We start from the raw sequence: 19,766 nt of genomic DNA, 5'->3' as shown, positions 1-19,766 counted from the left end.
TATGGGGTGTGCGCGGCTACTCCCGCGCCACCGCCCTGTCAGGGATCGTCACCCTCTGCGCCGCGTCGCGGGCCGGGCGGCATTGCCCGCCGCGGGCACGGACCGCGAGGGGGTCTGTGTCTGAGCGGGACGCTGGTTCGCGCCCGGCGTGCGCGGCCGCTGGAGCGTGGCCTGGGCCCCGAGCGGGTTGTCGGGCGGCGGTGTGGCCATCGCGGGGGCGGGGAGCGAGTTGTCGCGCGGTGGCGTGCCCGTCGCCGGGGCGGGGAGCGAGTTGCCGTGCAGGGGCGTGCCCGTCGCCGGGGCGGGGACCGTGGCACCGCCTTCGAGCAGGGACGCCTCGCTGCCGAAGTACTGCGCTCCGAGCTGGACCGGAGTCAGGGGTGTCACCGGAGACAGCAGGGGTGGGACGGGCGGCGGAGTCGAGAGCGAGGACTCCTCGCTGCCGAAGTACTGCGCTCCGAGCTGAGCCGGGGTCAGGGGTGTCACGGGCGGCAGCAGGGGTGACACGGGCGGCGGAGCCGAGAGCGAGGACTCCGACTGAGCCGACTCCGACGGCGTGGACTGCGCCCCTGTCTCGTCGGGCGCCGCCCGTAACTCCTCGGGCGTGGGCATCGCGTCCTGATGCCGCTGCGGAAGGGCGGACGTCGTGCTGCCGGCCTCGGCCAGGCTCCGGGCCGACGCCAGGTGGGTCTCCGCGACAGTCGCGTCCCAGTGGCCACGGCCCGGCGACTCCACGAACGCCGGCCGCGGCACAGGTGCCGTACTCGCTGGCGCGGTGTACGCGGGGAGCTGTTCCCGGACGGCCGCCTCGCTCCTTCGCGCCGCGTCCTGCCGGTCGGCCGGGGCCACCTCCCTGCGGTACGCGTTGTTGGCGAACCGGACCAGGAACGAGTCCCGGCCCCTTTCGAGATCCCGGTCGTAGGCCCGGCGCCACTTGCCCTCGGTCCTGACCTTGTTCAGGACCGCGTCCTCGAAGGCGTGGCGTTGCTGTCTCGGCAGCTCACCGATCAGCTGCACGAGCTGGTCCAGCGGCGACATCTCCCTGCCCGCCGATCTCTGCGGACCCGGACCCGGAGCCGGTTGCAGGCCCGGGCCCTGGGCGGAAGCCCGCTCCCATCCGGCCGCGGCCGGCGCGTCGGGTGCCTGCTGCCATCCCGCCCCCGCGGGGCCGGGCGAAGGTTCGTACCCTCCCCCTCCGCCTCCTCCTCCGGCGGATCTACGGTTGAACACGCGCCGCAGCAACCGCAAAAGACTCTGCATCCCGTCGGAGACCACGCGCCGCGATCGGTCCCACGCCCGCCGGGCACGGGACGGGTGCTCCAGCCTGAACAGGGCGTCGGACAACCCGTCGGCATCGACGGACGGGGGCGCCGACCGGCTGCCCTCCCGCGGACTCGGGCTGAGGTCGGACATGGCGCCCCTCTCATGGGCCGGAGATGCCGATGAGTGGCACAACGGGCCGCGTGGGCGAGTGGTTCAATCCCGCGGCCTTGAACCGCGGCCGGTGCGCGCACGTTTCGTCCTCACCACGGCTGAGTCCCAGACCCGAAGAAGGGCGCCCGCCATGACCACTCAGACGTCCGAGGCCCCCGCCGAGTCCCCCGCCGTCGCGGAAGACCTCGGTACGGAGCCGGACCGGGCCGCTGTCCAGCCACAGCCGCCCGCCCCACCACAGTTCATCCTGTATCTGCAGGGCGCCGAGTACGGGCAGACGCTGCGTCGTCTCACCCTCTGGGTGCACAACGTGCTGCTCCCCGTCTACGGCAGGGAGGTCACCTCCAACTCCCCCTGGTGCGGCCGTTGGTGGGAACACCACGAGGCCGTGGCCCAACTGCACGGCCTGTGGCTGGCCTGGGGAGAACTCACCGGCCCGGACGGCGGAATGACCGGACCGGCCTCCTGGCACCGGGACTACCTCGGTCCCGTGATGGCCTCGCTCCGGGATCCGCAGGGCCCGTTCGCGGGGTGCAAGACCGGCGGACACCGGGCGAAGCAGACACCGCCCGTCGATGCCATGGATCCGTTCGGCCCGCCGCCGGGGGCGGCCTGACGTGCCCGCCCGCGCCGGTCTGCGGGCTGAATCTCCTTTGCCGGGCCGGAGTTTGAACCGCACCCGCATGCGGCCCGTTGTACCTCGCAGCCAGACCGCCAAGAAGGGAAGGGCATGAGCCGGGACGAAGAGACGCAACACTTCTCGGTCGTCATCGCCGCGGACGGCTCCGCCGCCATCGACGGGGTGCCCGTGCGGGTCGCGGACGGGGAGTCCGTCGACTCGGCGATCCTCGACGCCCTGCACGGGTACGCGAGCGACCGCAACGCCACGGTCACGGCGGCGATTTCGGATCCCGCCGTGGAGCAGGTGACCTACGTCGAGGTCGCTCCCGACGGTTCGAGCAGGCTGGTGGAACGGCCGCACGAAGTGTCCGCGGACGAGGTGGGGCGGACCGTACCGGTCGAACGGGCGAACGCGGCGGCCTACGGCGGGACGCCCGAGACGAAGCCCCTTCCGGGCGCCGCCTCGGAACCGGACGACTTGGCCGACGCGAACGGCACGAACGACACGGACGATTTGGCCGACATGGACGACGACGGGCCGTACGCGCTGCGGCAGCCGTCAAGCGTGCCGCCCGTACCCGGCCACCTGCTGCGCCGCCCCAAGTCCGAGGCCGGCAACGCCTCCCGCCAGTCCGACGACGAGTACCGGGTGTCCGGCCTGCTCCACCGCCCCCTGGTCGTCGGGCCGGTGGCGCTCGGGGTGGCCGCCCTGGTCGTCGTACCGCTGGTGCTGCTGGGCAGTGGAGGGTCGGGCGGCGGGCAGAACAAGGCCGCCGGTGCCAGCGACGAGTTGAGCAAGGCGCCGTCGAGCCACGGCCCGAAGTCGAGGCCGACGCCGACCGTCTCCGTGTCGCCCAGCCTGTCCCCGTCGCCCAGCACCTCGCCGACGGGAAAGGGCAAACGCGGGTCGAAGGGCAAGAAGCACACCGACGGCGCCACGGGCGTGACCACCACGGTGACCGTACGGCCCCCGGCGGCGACGGCGACCGTGACCGCCAAGCCCGCCGCGGACACCGCCGCCACCGCCGTGAACCGGCTCGCCAGGAACGATCCCGGACGGCACATCTGCTACCGCGCGTACGTGTCCGGGCAGGGCTGGCAGAAGCCCGTGTGCGACGGAACGGTGGCCGGTACGACGGGTCAGAACCGGCCGATCAAGGCCCTCAACATCGCCGTACGCGGAACCGGCGGCACGGCCGCCAACGCCTTCGTCCACAAACCCGGTTCCACCGACGGCAAGGGCGTGTGGATGCCGCACTGGACGGCCAACACCTCCGACGGCAAGGACATCTACATCGGCCATGCGAAGAAGAGCGCCCCGAACATGCTCGGGTTCGCCATCAACATCGGCAGCGGCGGCCAGGTCTGCCAGTCCGCCCATGTCCACAACTCCAACTGGGGACAGTGGGGTTGCGTCGGACCGCGGCCCGAGTACGTCTTCGGCGGCACCCTCACCAACGACGTGTGGCTGGAGGCGGTCAAGTTCACCGTGTGAGCCTTGTCACGGAACGGACGTAGCGCGACAGTCGCCGTAAGGAAACAGTTCAACACCCGAGCAACATCGAGCACATGAAGTGTCACTAGAGTCCGCAAGGTGAACGCAGCGAACTCGACTGACTTACGTTTCTCCGTGCTGGGACCCGTCCGGGCCTGGCACGCGGACCGGGAGCTGGATCTCGGTTCTCCGCAGCAGCGGGCCGTGCTGGCCGCGCTGCTCCTGCGGCGTGGGCACCCTGTCTCGCTCGCCGAACTCGTGGACGCCGTCTGGGGTGTCAAGCCGCCGGCGGCCGCCGTGTCCGTCCTGCGCACCTATGTCTCGCGGCTGCGCAAGGTGCTGGAGCCCGGCCGCGGCCCGGAGGACCCGCCCCGGACGATCGTCTCGGTCGGCGACGGCTACCGGGCCCGCGTCCCGGAACAGGCCCTGGATCTGGCCGTGTTCGAACGCCGTACGGCGGACGCGGCGAAGGCGTCCGCCGCGGGCGAGGAGTCCACGGCCGCGCAGCTGCTGCACGACGCCCTCGACGGGTGGCCTGGCGCTGCACTGGCCGGCCTGCCCGGCCCGCTGGCCGAGTCGGAGCGGGCCCGGCTGGCCGAGGAGCGGCTTGGCGCGCTGGAGACCCGGCTGGACCTCGACGTCCGGCTCGGCCGCCACGGCCAGGTGATCGCCGAGCTGCTGTCGCTGACCGGTGAGCACCCGCTGCGGGAGGAGCTGTGCCGGCTGCTCATGCTGGCCCTGTACCGGTCCGGGAGGCAGGCCGAGGCACTCGCCGCGTACCGCAGGACCCGCGCCACCCTGGTGACCGAACTGGGCATCGAACCCGGCGCCCCCCTGCGGGACCTGCACGCCCGCATCCTGGCGACCGACGCGAGCCTGACGGCCGGTGCTTCGTCGTGGTCGACTCCGGCCGACAGTGACTCCCCACAGACGGCTCCGCCGTCCGGCTCTTCCCCGCAGCCGACAGGGGCCTCCGGCACCCCGCAGCGCGATGAGACGCAGCCGTCGGCCACCCCGACCACCCCGGCCGCCCTGACCACCCCATCCACCCCATCCGCCGCACCCGCCGCCACCCCGCAGGCGGAGACTCCCGCCCGCCGCCCCCCGTACGCCCCGCGTCTCGCCCAACTCCCGGCCGACCTGCCCACCTTCACCGGCCGCGAGGCCGAACTGAAGGCGACACTCGGCATGTTGCCGCTGGACGGCAGCGCTCCCGCCACCCTCGTCATCAGCGCGATCGGGGGCATGGCAGGCGTCGGCAAGACGACCTTGGCCGTGCACCTGGCGCACCGGGTCGCCGACCGCTTCCCCGACGGACAACTCTGCGTCAACCTGCGCGGTTTCGACCCGACCGGCTCGGTGATGAGCTCGCACGAGGCCATCCGCGTCCTGCTGGACGCCCTGGGCGTCCCCCCGCAGCGGCTGCCCGCCGGCCTGGAGGCGCAGACGGCTCTCTACCGCAGCGTGCTCGCCGAGCGGCGGGTGCTGATCCTGCTCGACAACGCCCGCGACGCCGAACAGGTCCGTCCGCTGCTGCCCGGCTCCCCCGGCTGCTTCGTCATCGTCACCAGCCGCAACCAGCTCACCGGCCTGGTCGCCGGTGAGGGAGCGCACCCGCTGACGCTGAACCAGCTGACGCCCGCCGAGGCACACGAGTTCCTGGCACGCCGGCTCGGCGCCGCACGCCTGGAGAGGGAACCCGGGGCGGTGGACGAGATCATCTCGCGCTGCGCCCTGCTGCCGCTGGCCCTCGCCGTGGTCGCCGCCCGCGCCGCCACCCACCCCGACTTCCCGCTCAGCGCCATCGCGGAGGAGCTGCGGGACAGCGACGACAGCCTCGACGCGTTCGCGGGCGACGACATCACCATCGACGTACGAACGGTGTTCTCCCTGTCGTACGAGGCCCTGTCCGCGCCGGCCGCACGGCTGTTCCGGCTGCTGGGCCTGCACGCCGGCCCGGACCTGTCCTCACCCGCGGCGGCCGCGCTCGCCGGGCTCACCCCGCGCGAGACCCGCGGCCTGCTCGTCGAGCTGACCCGGGCCCACCTGCTCACGGAGTACTTCCCCGGCCGGTACACCCTGCACGACCTGCTGCGCGTGTACGCCGCCGAGCGCGTCCGCGCCGAGGAGACGCCGCGGGACCGGGACCTGGCGGTGGAGCGGATGCTGTCCTGGTATCTGCACACGGCGGCCGCGGCCTATCCCCTGATCACGCCGAACCGCAACCCGATCCCCCTGGACCCGCCGCCGGCCTCCTGCCGACAGCTGTCGTTCACGACCCTCGACCAGGCCGTGGACTGGTGCGAGACGGAACGGTCCAACCTGGTCGGCGCGGTGCACCAGGCGGCCGACTCCGGGCAGCCGAGCATCGCCTGGCAACTGCCCGCCGTCCTGTGGGGGTTCTTCTACCTCCGCAGCCATCTGGGCGACTGGCTCGACACCACCCGCACGGGCCTGTCCGCGGCTCGGGCGGCGCAGGACAGCCGGGGCGAGGCGCAGGCGCTCGCGGACGCGGCCGCGGCGCTGCGCAGCAACGAGCGCTTCGACGAGGCCATCGAGCTCTTCCACCGTTCGATCGTCGTCTGCCGGGAACTCGGCGACATGGACGGCAGACTGCGCGCCGTGGGCAACCTGGGCGACGCCTACCTGCACACCGGCCGGCTGGACAAGGCCGTCGAGTACAGCCGCCGGGGTCTGGCCCTGGACCGGGCTGTGGGCAACATCTGGGGCGAAGGCATCGCGCTGAGCAACCTGGGAGACGCCTATCAGCAGCTCGGCCGCTTCGACGAGGCCGTCGACTGCCTGGAGCAGGCCCTGACCGTTCTGCGCGAGAGCGGCAACCGCTGGGTCGAGGGGGTCGCCCTCGACGTACTCGGCACGGTCCACCACCGGCTGGGGGCGCGTGAGCGCGCGGTCGCCTACTACCGGCAGGCGCTCGACGCCCACCGTGACATCGGCAACCGGTGGGGAGAGGGCCACACCCTGGGTCACCTCGGAGACGTCCAACTGGCCGCCGGCGAACAGGAGGCGGCCGACGGCAGCTGGCGTCAGGCCCTGGGGATCTTCGCGGAGTTCGACCATCCGGACGCCGCGAAGATCCAGGAGAAGCTGCACTCCCTTCAGTTGGCCTCGCGGTAGGCCCGACCGGCGGAGTTCGCGGTCGCACCGTCGTACAGGCCGGTCGGGCTGGTCGTGGTGGACAGGGTGAACCAGGCGTAGCGCTCGACGTAGTCCAGGCCGTCCAGCATCCGCGTGGAGGAGTTGATGAAGTCGGCCTCCTCCTGCTGGCTGGGGTAACGGGGGGTGGCCTGCGAGAAGTCGATCAGGCCGTACTCGGTCAGCCAGATCGGCTTGTGGTAGCGGTCGTGGACGCGCTGGATGTACTGGCTGAGCTGGTTGGCCGCGTCGGGGCTGAAGTCGGCGCCGTACCAGTGCAGGGGGATGAAGTCGACGCGCAGGCCGCGCTGTTCGGCTCCCTGCATGAAGCGGTCCAGCCAGCCGCCGGGTGTGTCGGCGCCGAAGGCGACCGCGGGGGCGCCCAGGCGCATGCCGGTGCTCTGCAGCCGGGGCCACAGATCCAGTGCCTGCTCCACTGTCATGTTGGCCTGCGAGCCGGAGTCGGGCTCGTTGAAACCGAGCAGCTCACTGCCCTCGCTCTTGGCACTGCCGAGCTGCTCGTCGGTGACGGAGCCGGGGCCCCAGATCATGGGGACGTACTCGACGCCGTCGGGCTTGGTGACACTGCCGGTGGACGAGGCCCAGTTGAAGTACCAGGAGGCGCCGGAGTCGGCGAGCGCCTGGGAGGCACCGTCGACGGGGTTGAGGCTGACGCCCTTGCGGGTGGAGGCGGCCGGCTGGTTCGTGGTGGTACCGGGATCGGAAGTACTGGTACCACCCGCTCCGTTGAAGGTGACGGTCATACCGCTGCACTTGGTGCACTGGTACATGGTCCGGTTCCCGGGCTCCGCGTCCTGCTTCGACCAGGCGTACGCGGTGGGGCACTTCTGGTTGATGAAGTCGCTGTAGGAGGTCTTGGCGTCCCGATCGGGATTGACGCACACCAACGACTTCCCTGACGCCTGGTCCTTGACCAGATCCTCGGCCGGACATGCGGACAGCAGATCGACGGCACAGCCGGCCGCCGCGCACTCCCCCGTCTCGGGCGGGGTCATGTCGTTCGGGGTGATGGTGACAGCGGCGGAGACGGCGTCGACGTAACTGACGTCGTACCAGGGCGCGAGGGAGTCACTGGGATCGAAGTTGAACTCGGCCAGACTGGTGGGCTGTTGCCCGGTAGAACAATGATCCACATACGGCCCGCAGTCCCCGACCGCGCAGTGGAAGGTGCTGCCGTCGTCCCCGGAGCACCCCTGCCGGGCGAAGAAGGTACCGCGCCAGTGCCCGGCGCCCTCCCGCTCGGGGACGGTGAGGGTGGCGGACTGCCCCGGGTCGAGAACGGGCAGCCCGGTCAACGCGGGCGAACCGTCAGCGTTGACATTGCTCCCCACCCAGATACGACTGTCGGTCCTGTTCTGCAGGGTGATGGTGTGCTCCGTGTTCCCCACGTCGGCGGCCGGCGCGCCGTGAAGACGGGCGGCGTCGGAATGCCGCCCGCTGAGGCCGACAGCGGTGGCAGCCGTCGCCCCGACGACAACCAGTAACAGCACCAACAGAATTGAGCGTCTGCGCACAAAACGCATAAACCATGCCTCTCAGATCGCGCCAGCGCCGGATCGCAGACGATCGGACGCCGCCTGCAGAGGCACGACGGATGCGGAGGGTGGACGGTTCAGCTCGAATCCTTCCGGTAGAGGCAGAAGAGCGGCCGGCAGAGGAGAACGCGGAGGCTCCGGGGCCGGGATGCGAGGTGCCGCGGCCGCTGCCTCCCGACCCGAACCCCCGTCAGCGCCGGGCACGTTCCTACGTCGACACAACAACCCATGAGGACCGAGGCGAGGGCGGTAGGCCGAGGAGGGCATCTCCGTTGGCGGAACGGGCGACGTGAACACGAGCGCGACCTCCCGGCTTCGACGACGACCCGACATCGCCGGTCGTGCCCGCACAACGGGGCGGAGGCGGCCGGAGGTTCAAGCGGCATGTGGATCGGCTGGAGCCGAGACCGTAGATCAGGAACGTTTCCGCAGGTCAGCACCCTTTCGCCATCGTCACTCGATCGCAGGGAATCACGAATGCAAGATCGACCCGATGCGGAGCAACGCACCCCAGACGCTGCCTTGTTATGGCAAGGCGGGCGCCCACCTCTACGTCAACGGAGTGCGCCGCGTGAGCCAGTGCCACCACATCACGAAGTGAGTCCTTCATGGTCGAGCAGAAGCAGAGGAACGCGCCGGACGAGGCGTGGAAGACACGCAGGCGGCGAGCCGGGATCGCCGCATTCCTCGCGGGCCTCGTCGACACGTCTTTGCCTTCTTCCCCGGACTACCCCACGTCATCGACTGGGGAGCCGTCCTGGTGGCCCTCCTCGTGGGTGCGCTCGCCCGGTGGTTCTGCCAGTCCCGGATGACGAATGCGGGGCGTAAGAAGACAAAGATCTGAGGCGGACGAGCCCGTAACCGCATGGGCCGGCGAACACTTCGCGGCCGGGCTCGGCATCGTCTCGCAACACAAACCAACCAATCGCCTCCAATCGGCAGTTGACGGTGGTTGAAAGATTGACGGGAGCTGTGAGAACCGGCGAGAATCCGGCTCACTCACTGTGTCTGAAGTGAGCAAAGTGACGCGAGTGGCCCGGCCACGAACTCCTCGTCTTCGTGCCCGCCGGCCGCGCGCCCACTCACCTCCCACACCCCTGATTCCACAGAGGCAGATCTTGACGCGCTCTCCCCGCTCCAGAACCTCGGTCGCCCTTGCCGCAACCGCTTTCCTCGCCGCCGCCACTCCCTTGCTCGGGGCAACCGCCGCGAGCGCCACGACGGCAGGCGACTGCCAGTCCGCCACGGTGCAGTACCGCATCGTCGACGCCGACGGAAACCCGGTCGGCGACGACTGGACCTCGCAGGGTGGCTTCCACCAGTGGACCACCGTCCCCGGCACCGTAGAGGTGCGGCTGGCGCCCGGGCAGAGCGTCGGGGACGGCTGCAAGTACCCGGTCTCGCTGGCCGAGTACACCACCGAGGGCTCCAACTGGTACACCTCCGGCCACCAGACCCTGGTCGACCACGCGACGGTGTACCTCACGGCCGCCGACGTCGCCGACAACAGCGGCGACAGCAAGCACACCTGGCAGAAGCTGGCGGTGAAGACGCCCGACTGTTACGGGCAGATCGACCTGTACGGCGACGACGTCATCTACGACGGCAAGTCGGGGGACGGGCACGGCCCGGCCCCGTACCAGCCCGACAACATCGTCACCCCGTACCACCTCATCGCCGCGTGGAACGGCGGCGACAAGCCCTGCACCCCGGACAAGCCCAGCTCGCCCACGCCGTCGGAGTCGACCCCGGCCACCCCGAGCACGCCTCCCGCGAGCCAGCCGCCCACCGACGAGACGACGCCGCCGGCCACCCCGACGAAGCCGTCCTCGGCCACCACGCCGCCGACCACTCCGGACGTTCCCCCGCTGCAGTCGACGCCGCCCACCACCCCGGCCCCCTCCCCCAGCGACAGCACTCCGCCGCTGGCCGAGACCGGCTCCAGCGCTCCGGTCGGCCTGATAGCCGGCGGCGCGGCAGTGGTGATCGCCCTCGGCGCGGGCGCGCTCTACACGACCCGCCGCGCACGCCGCTCGTAGAAGCAGCCAGCCGGAAGAGCAGGCTCCGCAGGACATCCGCAGGACACTCGACAGCTCCGCCGCACACCCACGCCCAGCCGCTGCGCCGGGAGACAGGGCGGCGGAGCTGTCGCAGCGCCATCGGGCTCACAAACCGTGGTCTTCCATCAAGCGCATCAGGTTCCGCTTTCGCCCGTGAGCGCCGCGCAGGGCGGTCACGTACGCCGTGAAGTCCTCCTGCGTGCCGAGCAGGCGGTGGCAGTCGCGGATGTTCACCAGCAGGCCGACGAGCCGTTCATAGATCGCGTTGCCGGTCTGTCCGAGGAGCGGCTCGGTCAGGCGCAGATACACGCCGAGCGCGTCGGCGGGACGGATGGCACGGACGCGATCGGCGAGGGTGAGCCACTGTCGGTCGTCGGCGCCGACGTCACGGGCAGCCTCCCAGGCGACCTCGTCGTCCTGGTCGTCCTGGTCGTCCTGGTCGTCGAGCAGAGCATCGACCAGGACCGGTCCGCCGTACCCGCCCCCGGTTGGCCTTGCCGCCTCCTCCCGCAGCAGGGCGAGTGCCTGAGGGCGTTCGTCCTGCCAGCACTCGGCAGCGCGGGCCACGGCACGCAACTGCTGGTAGGTCAGCAGAGAGCGCCGGGCGGCGAAGTGCGCGCAGCGCAGGGCGACTGCCTGCGCGAGCCGGGCGGATCGCAGGTAGTGCTCAGACAGGTAGTCGACGAGGGCGGTGTCCACTGCGCCGAGATCCGGCGCGTCCCGAACGCCGCGTTCGGCCCACTCAACGGCCTCCTCGGGGCGTCCTGCGGCGTCCAGTTCCTGCGCGATGAGCAGATGCGTGTGGCCGTTGGCCGTCGGGTCGGCCGCGTGTACGGCGATCACCAGGTCGATGTCGCCGCCCGCCCTGGCCAGCTGCTGCATCAGCGATCTCTCGGCCCAGCCGGTGCGCCGTCTGCGCCACGCCTCGATCGCCAGCTTCCGCAAGGCGGCCATGCCCCTGTCGCCCAGCACGTCTTCGTAGTCGAGCGGGTCGATGTCGGTGATGCCATCGAAGTCGTCGAGGGCCTGTTGTGCGAGCCAGTGCGCGAGTTCCTCCGGGGCGGGGCGCGCGGCGCGGCAGGCGTTGAGATGAGCGTCGGCAAGGGCCTCGCCGACCTGGCCGAGCCCGCCGTCGGAGTCGTCGACGCTGTCCGCCGCCTCGGCCAGCAGCCGCATGGCTTCCACCGCCATGGTGATCGCCTGGTCGGCCCGCCCCGACTCGGTCAGCGCGTCGATCGCGGACGTCACGTGCATGGCCTGGGTGACGTAGGCGCGGGCATCGGCGTACTCGACGTATCCGTACTGGGCGAACGGGCCGATGTCGAGCAGGTCCCGGATGCGGGGTCGGACCGCGGCGAGATCCCCGTGGGCGCTCGCGGCGCGCAGCTCCAGGCGGCGGCGCAATTGCCGGTCCTGGTCGGTCTGTTCGTGCAGCAGAGCGAGCAACTCGTCCTTGGAGAGGCCCGACAGCCAGGTGTCGAGGGTCTGGACTCGTTGTCGGGTCGCTTCGCGCTGCCGTGGCAGGCTGTCGCGCTGGGCGAGGACGGTGAGTCCGAGGGCGACCAGGTGTTTGCAGAAGTTGCCCTCCAGCCCGTAGGGGCAGTCACATGCGCCACTGACTCCTCGTGGGTCGTCGAGGTTGAGCCGGACCTCGTAGCGTTCCGTGCCGTGGACGGTCGCGGTGACCCATCCGTCTCCGACTTCCACGCCGGTCACCGCGTTCAGGTATCCCTGGCCACGCTCGAAGGAACGGGCCCCGGCCCGTGCCAGGAGCGCCGCCTGGGTGAGGTTGCCGTTCATGGTCTTCCGCTCCGGCCGCCCCGTGGCGGTTGGGTGTGCGTGGCTGACTCAGCCTAGTGTTTGGGCGGGTCGCCGACGGTCCGTCGTGCGGATCGGTGCCCGTAGACAGGTCATCGCTCGGTGGCGCCCGCTGATCAAGCGGTGCGCAAGGGACGGGCCGAGGCGTGACGATGGGTGAAGCTCGAGTAAAGATTCCCGAAGCGGGGTGTTCGTCGGGGAGGATGCACGACGATGACGTCGACGCCCTCCCAACCGGCACGTGCCGGGTATGCGGCTGGCCGCCTGGTCCATGTCGGCGGACGGCCGTAAGTCACAGGCCCGCCTGGTGCGCGGGCGCGCTCGGAGGACGATCCCGCAACTGCTGGCAGTAGTAAGGAAGTTGAACGAGCGACGTGCTGGGCGCTCGGATCGTTCGGCGGACTTCCGCGTTCTGGCCCGCTGGTTCGCCAAGGCCCCGGACGGCCAGGCACGGTACCGGCCGTGGTGAGCGGCCTTCGGGTTGTACCCGGCACGGCACCTCACCGTCGACGCCGACACCCTCGACCGGCACACGGCCCGGCCGGCGGCCGCGTCCACCCCGTGGGTGGCGGCCGAACCCCTGGTCATCAGCCCGCATTACGCCGCAGCGGCAGCTACGAGCGGCGCGGCAGGACCCGTCGGATGCAGGACCGCTCCGAGCAGCGCAGGCACCTGGCCGAGATCGCTGCCCGGCAGACACGAGACGACCGGACCGCCGGCCTCGAGGCCGCGGGGGCATGCCGAAGGGGCCGAACCAGGTCGGGTCCGGGAAGGAGTGCGCACAGCTCTACACCAAGCCGACGACCGGCGGCACGTGGGGGCTGTTCCCGGAGAACCGCGACGGCTACACCGGCCCGAAGTGGAACGAGAAGTGCGGTCGCGCCTCCGTGCCGACGGATCAGAACACGGGAGCCTTCCGCAACCTCGGTATCAACTTCGTCCCGCAGATGCGGCTGCTCGACAAGGACGGGTTCTTCATCAGCAACCCCGGCTTCGAGCACTGCAAGAACGCCGATACGGTCTGCGCGTGGAAGAGGGTCGGTTGACCTGACCCTTTGACCGAACGGTCCTGTGGCCGGAGCACCCCGCGGTGTTCCGGCCACAGTGCTATGCGAAGCGTGTCCAGTCCGGGTCCGTCGGACGCGTCGGACGGTCCCACACCAGGGCTTGATCGACGAGACCGGGCACCTTCTTGTCCTGGTGCCCGTCCGCGTACTCCACACCGCGGTTCTCGTACAGGGCGTCGGCGACTTCGATGAGGTAGTCGGCGAACGACGGCCACACGCCCAGCGTGGGGATGCCGGCCTCCTCGAAGGTGCCGATCCGTCCGTAGCCGGGTCCCGGGGTGCAGTCGGTGAACAGCCCGTACAGGCAACTGCGGTCGGTCGCGGCGAAGGCGAGGTACCGCATCGCGGGATCGACCGGCATACCGACGGTGTGGGGGCCTTCGGCCCAGTACGGCAGCTGCTGTACCGGAGGGATCGCGTGCTTCCTCGGCAGCAGCCAGGCTGTTCCCTGTCCCTGGAGCGGAAGCCCGGTTTCGGGTTCGGGTGTCCAGCCGAAGTCGGCGGGGTGGCCGGTGCCGTTGCGGAGGCGGTAGAAGGCTTTGAGGCCGGGAGGCATGGTGAGGTCGAGTTCCTGCTCGACCTCGAGGATGTCCGCTTCCGGAGCGGGTGGCGGAAGCATCCGGTAGCAGCGTGGGGCGTTCTGCCCCAGCCACGCCTCGATCCTCGCCCAGGCGCCCCCTGCGGCCTCTTCCTGCTGTCGGTCGTCGGTCATACCCGCGACCCTATGGGGCTCCTGCCCCCGCAACCGTGGCCTGCGTCATGCGGCCGCCGAAAATGCCGCCGGGCATCGCAATCGGCGCCCTGTATCAGGACAACATCCGGTCAGAGAGGGTTGGTTCGAACGAGCCCCCGCCTCACAGACGCCGCGCAGGTCGACCACCGACTGGTCTTCTGTCAGGCGGCAGCGGTTACGGCCCTCAGCGAACATCTCCCACAGACACCTTCCGGGGAAGCTCAGGATTTCGTCTCGATCGGCCAGGGCGATCCGGACGCGATAGCGGCTGTCACCAGCAAGGCCGGCACATCGCACCAGTCCGACACCGGCGCCTCGATGCCGGCAAATGTGATGCGGTCATGGGCCATGTGACCCTCATCGAGGCCCGCATTACTGGCCGGTGCGCACACCGCGTCCCCTCGCGCGGCGGCTGTAGGCCGAGGTGCTACTGACCACCGGACGGCGGGCCGTCGAGCCGCTCGGGCGCATCGCGGACGAGGGGCGGGATATGAAGGTCGGCCTGCGCGGCCGTGCCGAGGCGGTGCTGCACGACTTGTCCAATGCAATGGGATCGAATCGCCGCAGTTGACGCACAAGGGGTAACCAAATCAGGCATAACCTCCCAGAGCAGGGTAGAGGCAGACGAGTCGGGCTGTACGCCGGGTTCTGTTCCGAAGGGTCCTCGCGGGCCCCTCGGCGACGGCCATCCATCTAGGGCCGGCGTTGCCGCCGGCCTCGTGCGGTCTACCCGGGGACTCGGGCGGGCAGCCCTCGAACGTCCCCGCAGGAGCACCGGGGTGCTCCCTCTTGACCTTGCTCCGGGTGGGGTTTACCTAGCTGCCCAGGTCACCCTGGGCACTGGTGGTCTCTTACACCACCGTTTCACCCTTACCGAGGGCCGAAGCCCCCGGCGGTTTGCTTTCTGTGGCACTGTCCCGCGAGTCGCCTCGGGTGGCCGTTAGCCACCACCCTGCCCTGTGGAGCCCGGACGTTCCTCGGGAAGCCCCTCAAGGGGACTCCACGCGGCCGTCCGCCCGGCTCGTCTGCCGTGTCGACCATGTTACCGGGCGGGTCGGATGTGTCCGACCAGTCGTCGTGGCGAGGACCGAGCCCGCCAGGATCAGCGCGAACGCCGCCCCGATGCCCCAGGTCAGGTCCTCGCCCAGCAACAGCGCTCCCGCCGCGACCGCCACCGCCGGGTTGACGTACGTGAAGACCGTCGCCCGGGTCGGGCCCACCTCCTTGATCAGCTCCAGGAACGCCACGAAGGCCAGCGCCGTGCAGATCACGCCCAGGCCCGCGAGGGCCGCCAGCACCGATGCCGACGGCATCTCGGACGGCCGGGTCGCCGCGGCCGGCGCCGCGTACACGACCGCCGCCAACGCCAGGCAGGGGGTGATGAGCTGCAGTGTGGGGACGTCCTTCAACCAGCGGGCCGCGATCAGCGGGGCCGTCGCGTAGCCCACTACCGTCAGCAGCACCTCGGCCAGGGAGAGCACGTCGCCGCCCGCCAGGTGCGGGACCGTGAGCACCGCGACTCCTCCCAGGCCCAGCGCCAGTCCCGTCATCCGTCGTACGCCCAGGTGCTCCGTGTCGCCGAAGAAGCGGGCCAGGGCCACTCCGACGATCGGGACGCCCGCGATCAGCAGGCCCGCCGTCGAGCTGGACAGATGGCGTTCGGCGTCCGTCAGCGTGAACCACGGGCCGATGATCTCTATGCACGCGAAGGCCAGCATCGGCAGCCAGTGGGTGCGGACCGTCCTCACCAGGCCGCCCTGTCGTAGCGCGAAGGGGAGCAGGAGGACCGCGCCGAGTGCGCAGCGCGTGAAGACGACCACGGAAGGGGACAGCGGGGCGTCCACCGCCACCTTGATCATCAGGTAGGGGATGCCCCAGACGACTCCCATCAGGGAGAACAGGAACCAGCCGCGTGCAGTCATACGGCGAGTTTCGGCCCGCCCCCTAACGGTCGTCTTGAACGCTGTTGCGGTACGCCGCCGGGGTCACCCCCAGCACCCGCCGGAACCAGCGCGTCAGGTGCGCCTGGTCCGCGAAGCCGACCAGGGCGGCCACCTCGGCCGGGCGCAGGCCCGACTCCAGCAAGCCGCGTGCCCGGGCCACCCGGTACTGGGCCAGCCAGGCGTACGGCGGCACTCCCATCGTCGTACGGAAGGCTCGTAGGAGCTGGTAGCGGGACAGGCCGAGGTCGGTCGCGAGGTCGGCCAGGGACGGGGGTGCGAGCAGTTCGTCGGCCAGGCGGTCCCGGACGGCCAGGGCGATGCCGCCCGCGCCGGGGACCGCGTCCGGCACCGGTCGGGCCGTGGAGTGGCGGCGGGCCAGAGCCGTGAAGAGCCAGGGGAGGCGGGACTCCGCCTCCAGCGGGTCGGGGCAGGTGCCCAGGTCGGTGTGGGTGAGGCGGAAGGCCGCGGCCAGTTCGGGGTCGTCGATCAGCGGCTCGTGGAAGTGCGGGAGGCCGCCCAGGGTGCCTTCCGTCAACAGCGACGGTTCCGCGTACAGGGCCCGGTAGGCGTAGCCGTCGGTGGAGTTGCCGGGGCCGCCCGTGTGCATCTCGCCGGGGGCCAGGACGACGATGGAGCCGGGTCCGGGGCGGATGCGGCCGCCACGGTAGTCGATCACCTCGGAGCCGGCCACGCACACGCCGATCGTGTACTCGTCGTGGGCGTGCGGGGCGTAGACGTGCCGGCGGAAGCGGGCCGTGAGCATGTCCAGCTGCGGGCCGCAGCGACCCAGCCGCGCCCTGGTCCACAGTGCCTGTTCCACGCGTCGCCCCCTGTCCGTCGTCCACAGAGTGCAACGCCGGGAGGGTCAGAGAAAGTCCGTGGTCTCCAGGTCGAAGGCGAAGGGTTCGGGGAGGCGGAGGGGTCTGCCGAAGGCCACAGCGTGGAGATCCTGGTAGTCGCCCGACTCCGGGGCTCTGAACACGCTGATCCGCCCGGTTTCACGGTCGACCAGGAGGTAGAGAGGGATGCCGGCACGGGCGTAGCAGCGGCGCTTGGTCTCCCGGTCGATCTCCGGCTTTCGGTTCGTCACCTCCAGCACCATGGTGACTCCCGCGCAGGGCATCCATGGGTCGGCTCCGCGGTAGGGCCGCAGTGATTCCGGCACGAAGGTGCCGTCCGGGATCACGTGATCCTGCGGGCAGCCGTCCGCGGTTCCCAGCTTCAGCCCCTTGTTCGCGGAGAACTGCGTCCCGATCGCGGTTCGCTCGTAGATCTGGCCCACGATGCTGCTGATGCAGTGCTCGTGGTGCCCGTCCGGCACCGGCGTCACCACGACCTCCCCCTCGATGAGCTCCGCCCGGATGCCCTGTGGGGTGTCCAGTTCGACGAACCACTCGAGCGAGAGCCCCTGCGTGATCGGGTCGATGGGGTGGATGGGGTGGATCGGCGCCATGGCGTTCATGCAACACGGCCGCTCCCCCGGCTGGGGACAGCGCCGAGGCAGTTCACCTGTACGGGACCTGTTCTGGACCCGACGGCTCACGCCGGCGCGAAGCGCACCTTCGCCGTTCCCGGGTCGGCCTGGGTGAGGCGGACGCGGAGGCGTTCGCCCAGGGGCAGGTGCTCGCCCTCGATGCGGCCGATGACCGCCGGGGACTCCAACTGGACCGTTCCTGCGGTCGGTTGGCGGTCCTCCACGTCCACCACGCAGCCCTCGAACACCTCCCCCACCCGGCCCGCCAGGAGGGCCGCCTCGACGATGTCGACGCACTCCCGCTCGACCGTTCCGGCGCGGCGGCTGCCGTCGGTCATTTCGTGGGGCAGTGCGTCGAGGGCCGTGAGCACCCAGTCGGGTGGGGGGTCGCCTGCCGCCGCCGCGAGGCAGATCTCCGACGCGTACCGGTCGGCCAGGCGGCGCAGTGGGGCCGTGCAGTGGGCGTAGGGCGCGGCGACGGCGGCGTGGGTGGTGATGGCGGGGAGGACGCCGTCGCGGAAGACGGTGTAGCCGGCGCCGCGCAGCAGGGTCGTGCATTCCTGGAGGAAGGCCGCGTGGCGCGGGTCGTGCGGGTCCAGGGAGCGGATGAGCTGCGCGTACGAGACGTGGTGGGGCCAGTCGATGTGCAGCGCGAGCGCGGTGCGGCGCAGGCGGCCGACCGCGCCGTCGGGGGCGGCGGGGAGGGTGCGGAGGATGCCGGTGCCCGCCGTCAGCATCAGGTCGGCCGCCGCCATGCCGGTCAGGAGGGAGAGCTGCGCGTTCCAGCCGTCGGCGGGGAGCGGCGCGCGGTAGGAGAGTTCGTAGGTGTGGTCGCGCTCGGAGATTTCCTGTTCGGGCACGTTCAACGAGATCCCGCCGCGCTCCACCTCCAGCCGTTCCCGCAGTTCGCCGATCTCCTTCAGGAGCGCGAGCGGTTCCTCGGCCGTCTTGTCGTCGATCTGTGTCTGTACGGCGGCGTAGTCGAGCTTGGCGCGGCTGCGGACGAGGGCGCGGCGGACGTCGACGGCGAGGGTGCGGCCGTCCGCGTCGAGGTCGATGGTCCACAGGGCGGCCGGGCGGGTCGCGTTCGGCAACAGGCTCGCGGCGGCCTCGCTGAGCACCTCGGGGTGGAGGGGGATCCTCTCGTCCGGGAAGTAGAGGGTCGTCACCCGCCGGTGCGTCTCCGCGTCCAGGGGGCCGCCGGGTACGACGAAGGCGGCGACGTCGGCGATGGCGTACCGGACGCGGTAGCCGGTGCCCCGGCGGGAGAGGTGCATCGCCTGGTCGAGGTCGGTGGAGGTGGGCGGGTCGATGGTGAAGAGGGGGATGTCCGTGGCATCCAGGGTGGGGAGGGTGGGGGTCGTGGACATGCGTTCCGCTTCGGCCAGGGCCTCGGGCGGGTAGCGCTCGGGGATGGCGAGTTCGGCGCGCAGGGCGGTGAGGGCGGCCCGGAGGGGGGCTTCGGGGGCGCCGGTCACGCGGATGTGGCGGCGGGGCATACAGCGAGGGTAAGCAGATCGGGCGCCGTACGCTGTGCGGGAGCTCAACCGTAAGGAGATCTTCCGTGCTTGTCCTGCTGCCGCCCTCCGAAGGCAAGGCGTCCTCGGGCCGTGGCGCCCCGCTGAAGCTGGAGTCGCTGTCCCTGCCGGGGCTGACGGAGGCCCGTGCGGCCGTGCTCGGGGAGCTGGTCGAGCTGTGTGCCGGGGACGAGGAGAAGGCGCGCGAGGTGCTCGGGCTGAGCGAGGGGCTGCGGGGCGAGGTCGCGAAGAACGCCGGGCTGCCGAGCGCCGGGGCGCGGCCCGCCGGGGAGATCTACACGGGGGTGCTGTACGACGCCCTCGGCCTCGCCTCCCTCGACGCGGCCGCGAAGAAGCGGGCCGCCCGGTCGCTGCTCGTCTTCTCGGGGCTGTGGGGTGCCGTCCGGGTGACCGACCGGATTCCCTCCTACCGGTGCTCGATGGGCGTGAAGCTGCCGGGTCTCGGCGCGCTCGGCGCGCACTGGCGTGCGCCCATGGCGACCGTGCTGCCGGAGGCCGCCGGTGACGGGCTCGTCCTCGATCTGCGGTCCTCCGCCTACGCGGCCGCCTGGAAGCCGAAGGGTGAGGTCGCGGGGCGGACGGCGAGCGTGCGGGTGCTGCACGCGCCGACCCGGAAGGTGGTCAGCCACTTCAACAAGGCGACGAAGGGGCGGATCGTACGGAGCCTGCTGTCGGCCGGGGTCGCGCCGAAGGACCCGGCCGGGCTGGTCGAGGCGCTGCGGGACCTCGGGTACGTGGTGGAGGTCGAGCCTCCGAAGGGCGCCGGGAAGGCGTGGATGCTCGACGTGCTGGTGGACGAGGTGCACTGAGCCGACCCCTGCATGCGTTGCAGCATGTGCAATGTGCTTTGCGCAGGGTGCACGGCGCGGGC

The 19,766-nt window shown here is 71.1% G+C and carries 15 protein-coding genes, 1 other RNA gene and 1 pseudogene; 7 read left to right on the top strand and 10 right to left on the bottom strand.

Features of this window, described 5'->3' with window-relative positions:
• Positions 1-48: 48 nt before the first annotated feature.
• Positions 49-1,038, bottom strand: coding sequence for a hypothetical protein (locus ACIGDI_RS03920; protein WP_399890041.1), 990 nt, complete (start codon positions 1,036-1,038; stop codon positions 49-51).
• Between the two features lie 526 nt (positions 1,039-1,564).
• On the opposite strand from ACIGDI_RS03920, the gene ACIGDI_RS03915 reads away from it, so the two are divergent.
• The 3 genes from ACIGDI_RS03915 to ACIGDI_RS03905 all read left to right on the top strand — a co-directional run bounded on the left by ACIGDI_RS03915 (position 1,565) and on the right by ACIGDI_RS03905 (position 6,688).
• On the top strand, positions 1,565-2,050 hold the full coding sequence (locus ACIGDI_RS03915; protein WP_399890038.1) for a DUF4913 domain-containing protein: 486 nt from the start codon (positions 1,565-1,567) through the stop codon (positions 2,048-2,050).
• A gap of 114 nt (positions 2,051-2,164) precedes the next feature.
• Positions 2,165-3,550 (top strand): hypothetical protein, encoded by a 1,386-nt coding sequence (locus ACIGDI_RS03910; protein WP_399890035.1) that lies wholly within the window; start codon positions 2,165-2,167, stop codon positions 3,548-3,550.
• Between the two features lie 135 nt (positions 3,551-3,685).
• Positions 3,686-6,688, top strand: a complete 3,003-nt coding sequence (locus ACIGDI_RS03905) for an AfsR/SARP family transcriptional regulator (RefSeq protein ID WP_399890033.1) — start codon at positions 3,686-3,688, stop codon at positions 6,686-6,688.
• Here ACIGDI_RS03905 and ACIGDI_RS03900 read toward each other — a convergent pair.
• On the bottom strand, positions 6,670-8,217 hold the full coding sequence (locus ACIGDI_RS03900) for a glycosyl hydrolase (RefSeq protein ID WP_399890030.1): 1,548 nt from the start codon (positions 8,215-8,217) through the stop codon (positions 6,670-6,672). The two genes, ACIGDI_RS03905 and ACIGDI_RS03900, sit on opposite strands and share 19 nt — an antisense overlap.
• A gap of 1,163 nt (positions 8,218-9,380) precedes the next feature.
• Between ACIGDI_RS03900 and ACIGDI_RS03895 the strand changes: the two genes are divergently transcribed.
• A complete protein-coding gene (locus tag ACIGDI_RS03895; RefSeq protein ID WP_399890027.1) occupies positions 9,381-10,301 on the top strand; it encodes a hypothetical protein in 921 nt (306 codons plus the stop codon).
• A 126-nt stretch (positions 10,302-10,427) separates the two neighbouring features.
• On the opposite strand, the gene ACIGDI_RS03890 is transcribed toward ACIGDI_RS03895, so the two are convergent.
• The gene (locus tag ACIGDI_RS03890) at positions 10,428-12,122 is read right to left on the bottom strand and encodes an SWIM zinc finger domain-containing protein (protein ID WP_399890024.1); all 1,695 of its coding nucleotides are present in this window, start codon (positions 12,120-12,122) and stop codon (positions 10,428-10,430) included.
• A gap of 268 nt (positions 12,123-12,390) precedes the next feature.
• Here ACIGDI_RS03890 and ACIGDI_RS03885 point away from each other — a divergent pair, with 268 nt between their 5' ends.
• Both ACIGDI_RS03885 and ACIGDI_RS03880 read left to right on the top strand, forming a co-directional pair.
• Positions 12,391-12,609, top strand: coding sequence for a DUF2397 family protein (locus ACIGDI_RS03885; protein ID WP_399890021.1), 219 nt, complete (start codon positions 12,391-12,393; stop codon positions 12,607-12,609).
• Positions 12,610-12,877: 268 nt separating this feature from the next.
• Entirely contained in the window at positions 12,878-13,186 is a 309-nt protein-coding gene (locus tag ACIGDI_RS03880) for a hypothetical protein (RefSeq protein WP_399890018.1), read from the top strand.
• 61 nt (positions 13,187-13,247) lie between these two features.
• Here the strand turns inward: ACIGDI_RS03880 and ACIGDI_RS03875 are convergent, their stop codons facing one another.
• From ACIGDI_RS03875 to ACIGDI_RS03845, 7 genes and pseudogenes are all read right to left on the bottom strand, one after another.
• Entirely contained in the window at positions 13,248-13,919 is a 672-nt protein-coding gene (locus tag ACIGDI_RS03875; RefSeq protein WP_399890016.1) for an SMI1/KNR4 family protein, read from the bottom strand.
• Positions 13,920-14,161: 242 nt separating this feature from the next.
• Positions 14,162-14,290, bottom strand: a complete 129-nt coding sequence (locus ACIGDI_RS03870) for a hypothetical protein (protein WP_399890013.1) — start codon at positions 14,288-14,290, stop codon at positions 14,162-14,164.
• Positions 14,291-14,561: 271 nt separating this feature from the next.
• Positions 14,562-14,964, bottom strand: an RNA gene (gene rnpB / locus ACIGDI_RS03865) — RNase P RNA component class A.
• A gap of 112 nt (positions 14,965-15,076) precedes the next feature.
• Positions 15,077-15,799: pseudogene (locus ACIGDI_RS03860) on the bottom strand (DMT family transporter); the annotation flags it as partial.
• Positions 15,800-15,884: 85 nt separating this feature from the next.
• Positions 15,885-16,646: a helix-turn-helix domain-containing protein gene (locus tag ACIGDI_RS03855; RefSeq protein ID WP_399890497.1), complete on the bottom strand. Its 762-nt coding sequence runs from the start codon at positions 16,644-16,646 to the stop codon at positions 15,885-15,887.
• A gap of 102 nt (positions 16,647-16,748) precedes the next feature.
• Entirely contained in the window at positions 16,749-17,345 is a 597-nt protein-coding gene (locus ACIGDI_RS03850; RefSeq protein ID WP_399890010.1) for a Uma2 family endonuclease, read from the bottom strand.
• A gap of 77 nt (positions 17,346-17,422) precedes the next feature.
• A complete protein-coding gene (locus tag ACIGDI_RS03845; protein ID WP_399890007.1) occupies positions 17,423-18,856 on the bottom strand; it encodes an RNB domain-containing ribonuclease in 1,434 nt (477 codons plus the stop codon).
• A 65-nt stretch (positions 18,857-18,921) separates the two neighbouring features.
• Here ACIGDI_RS03845 and yaaA point away from each other — a divergent pair, with 65 nt between their 5' ends.
• Positions 18,922-19,704, top strand: a complete 783-nt coding sequence (yaaA, locus tag ACIGDI_RS03840) for a peroxide stress protein YaaA (RefSeq protein ID WP_399890004.1) — start codon at positions 18,922-18,924, stop codon at positions 19,702-19,704.
• Positions 19,705-19,766: the final 62 nt, after the last annotated feature.

This window comes from Streptomyces sp. NPDC085900, assembly GCF_044540925.1.
GTDB classification, from domain to species: domain Bacteria; phylum Actinomycetota; class Actinomycetes; order Streptomycetales; family Streptomycetaceae; genus Streptomyces; species Streptomyces gilvifuscus.
The sequence above is the reverse complement of the archived record's forward strand: the minus strand, read 5'-3'. Positions and strand labels throughout refer to the sequence as shown.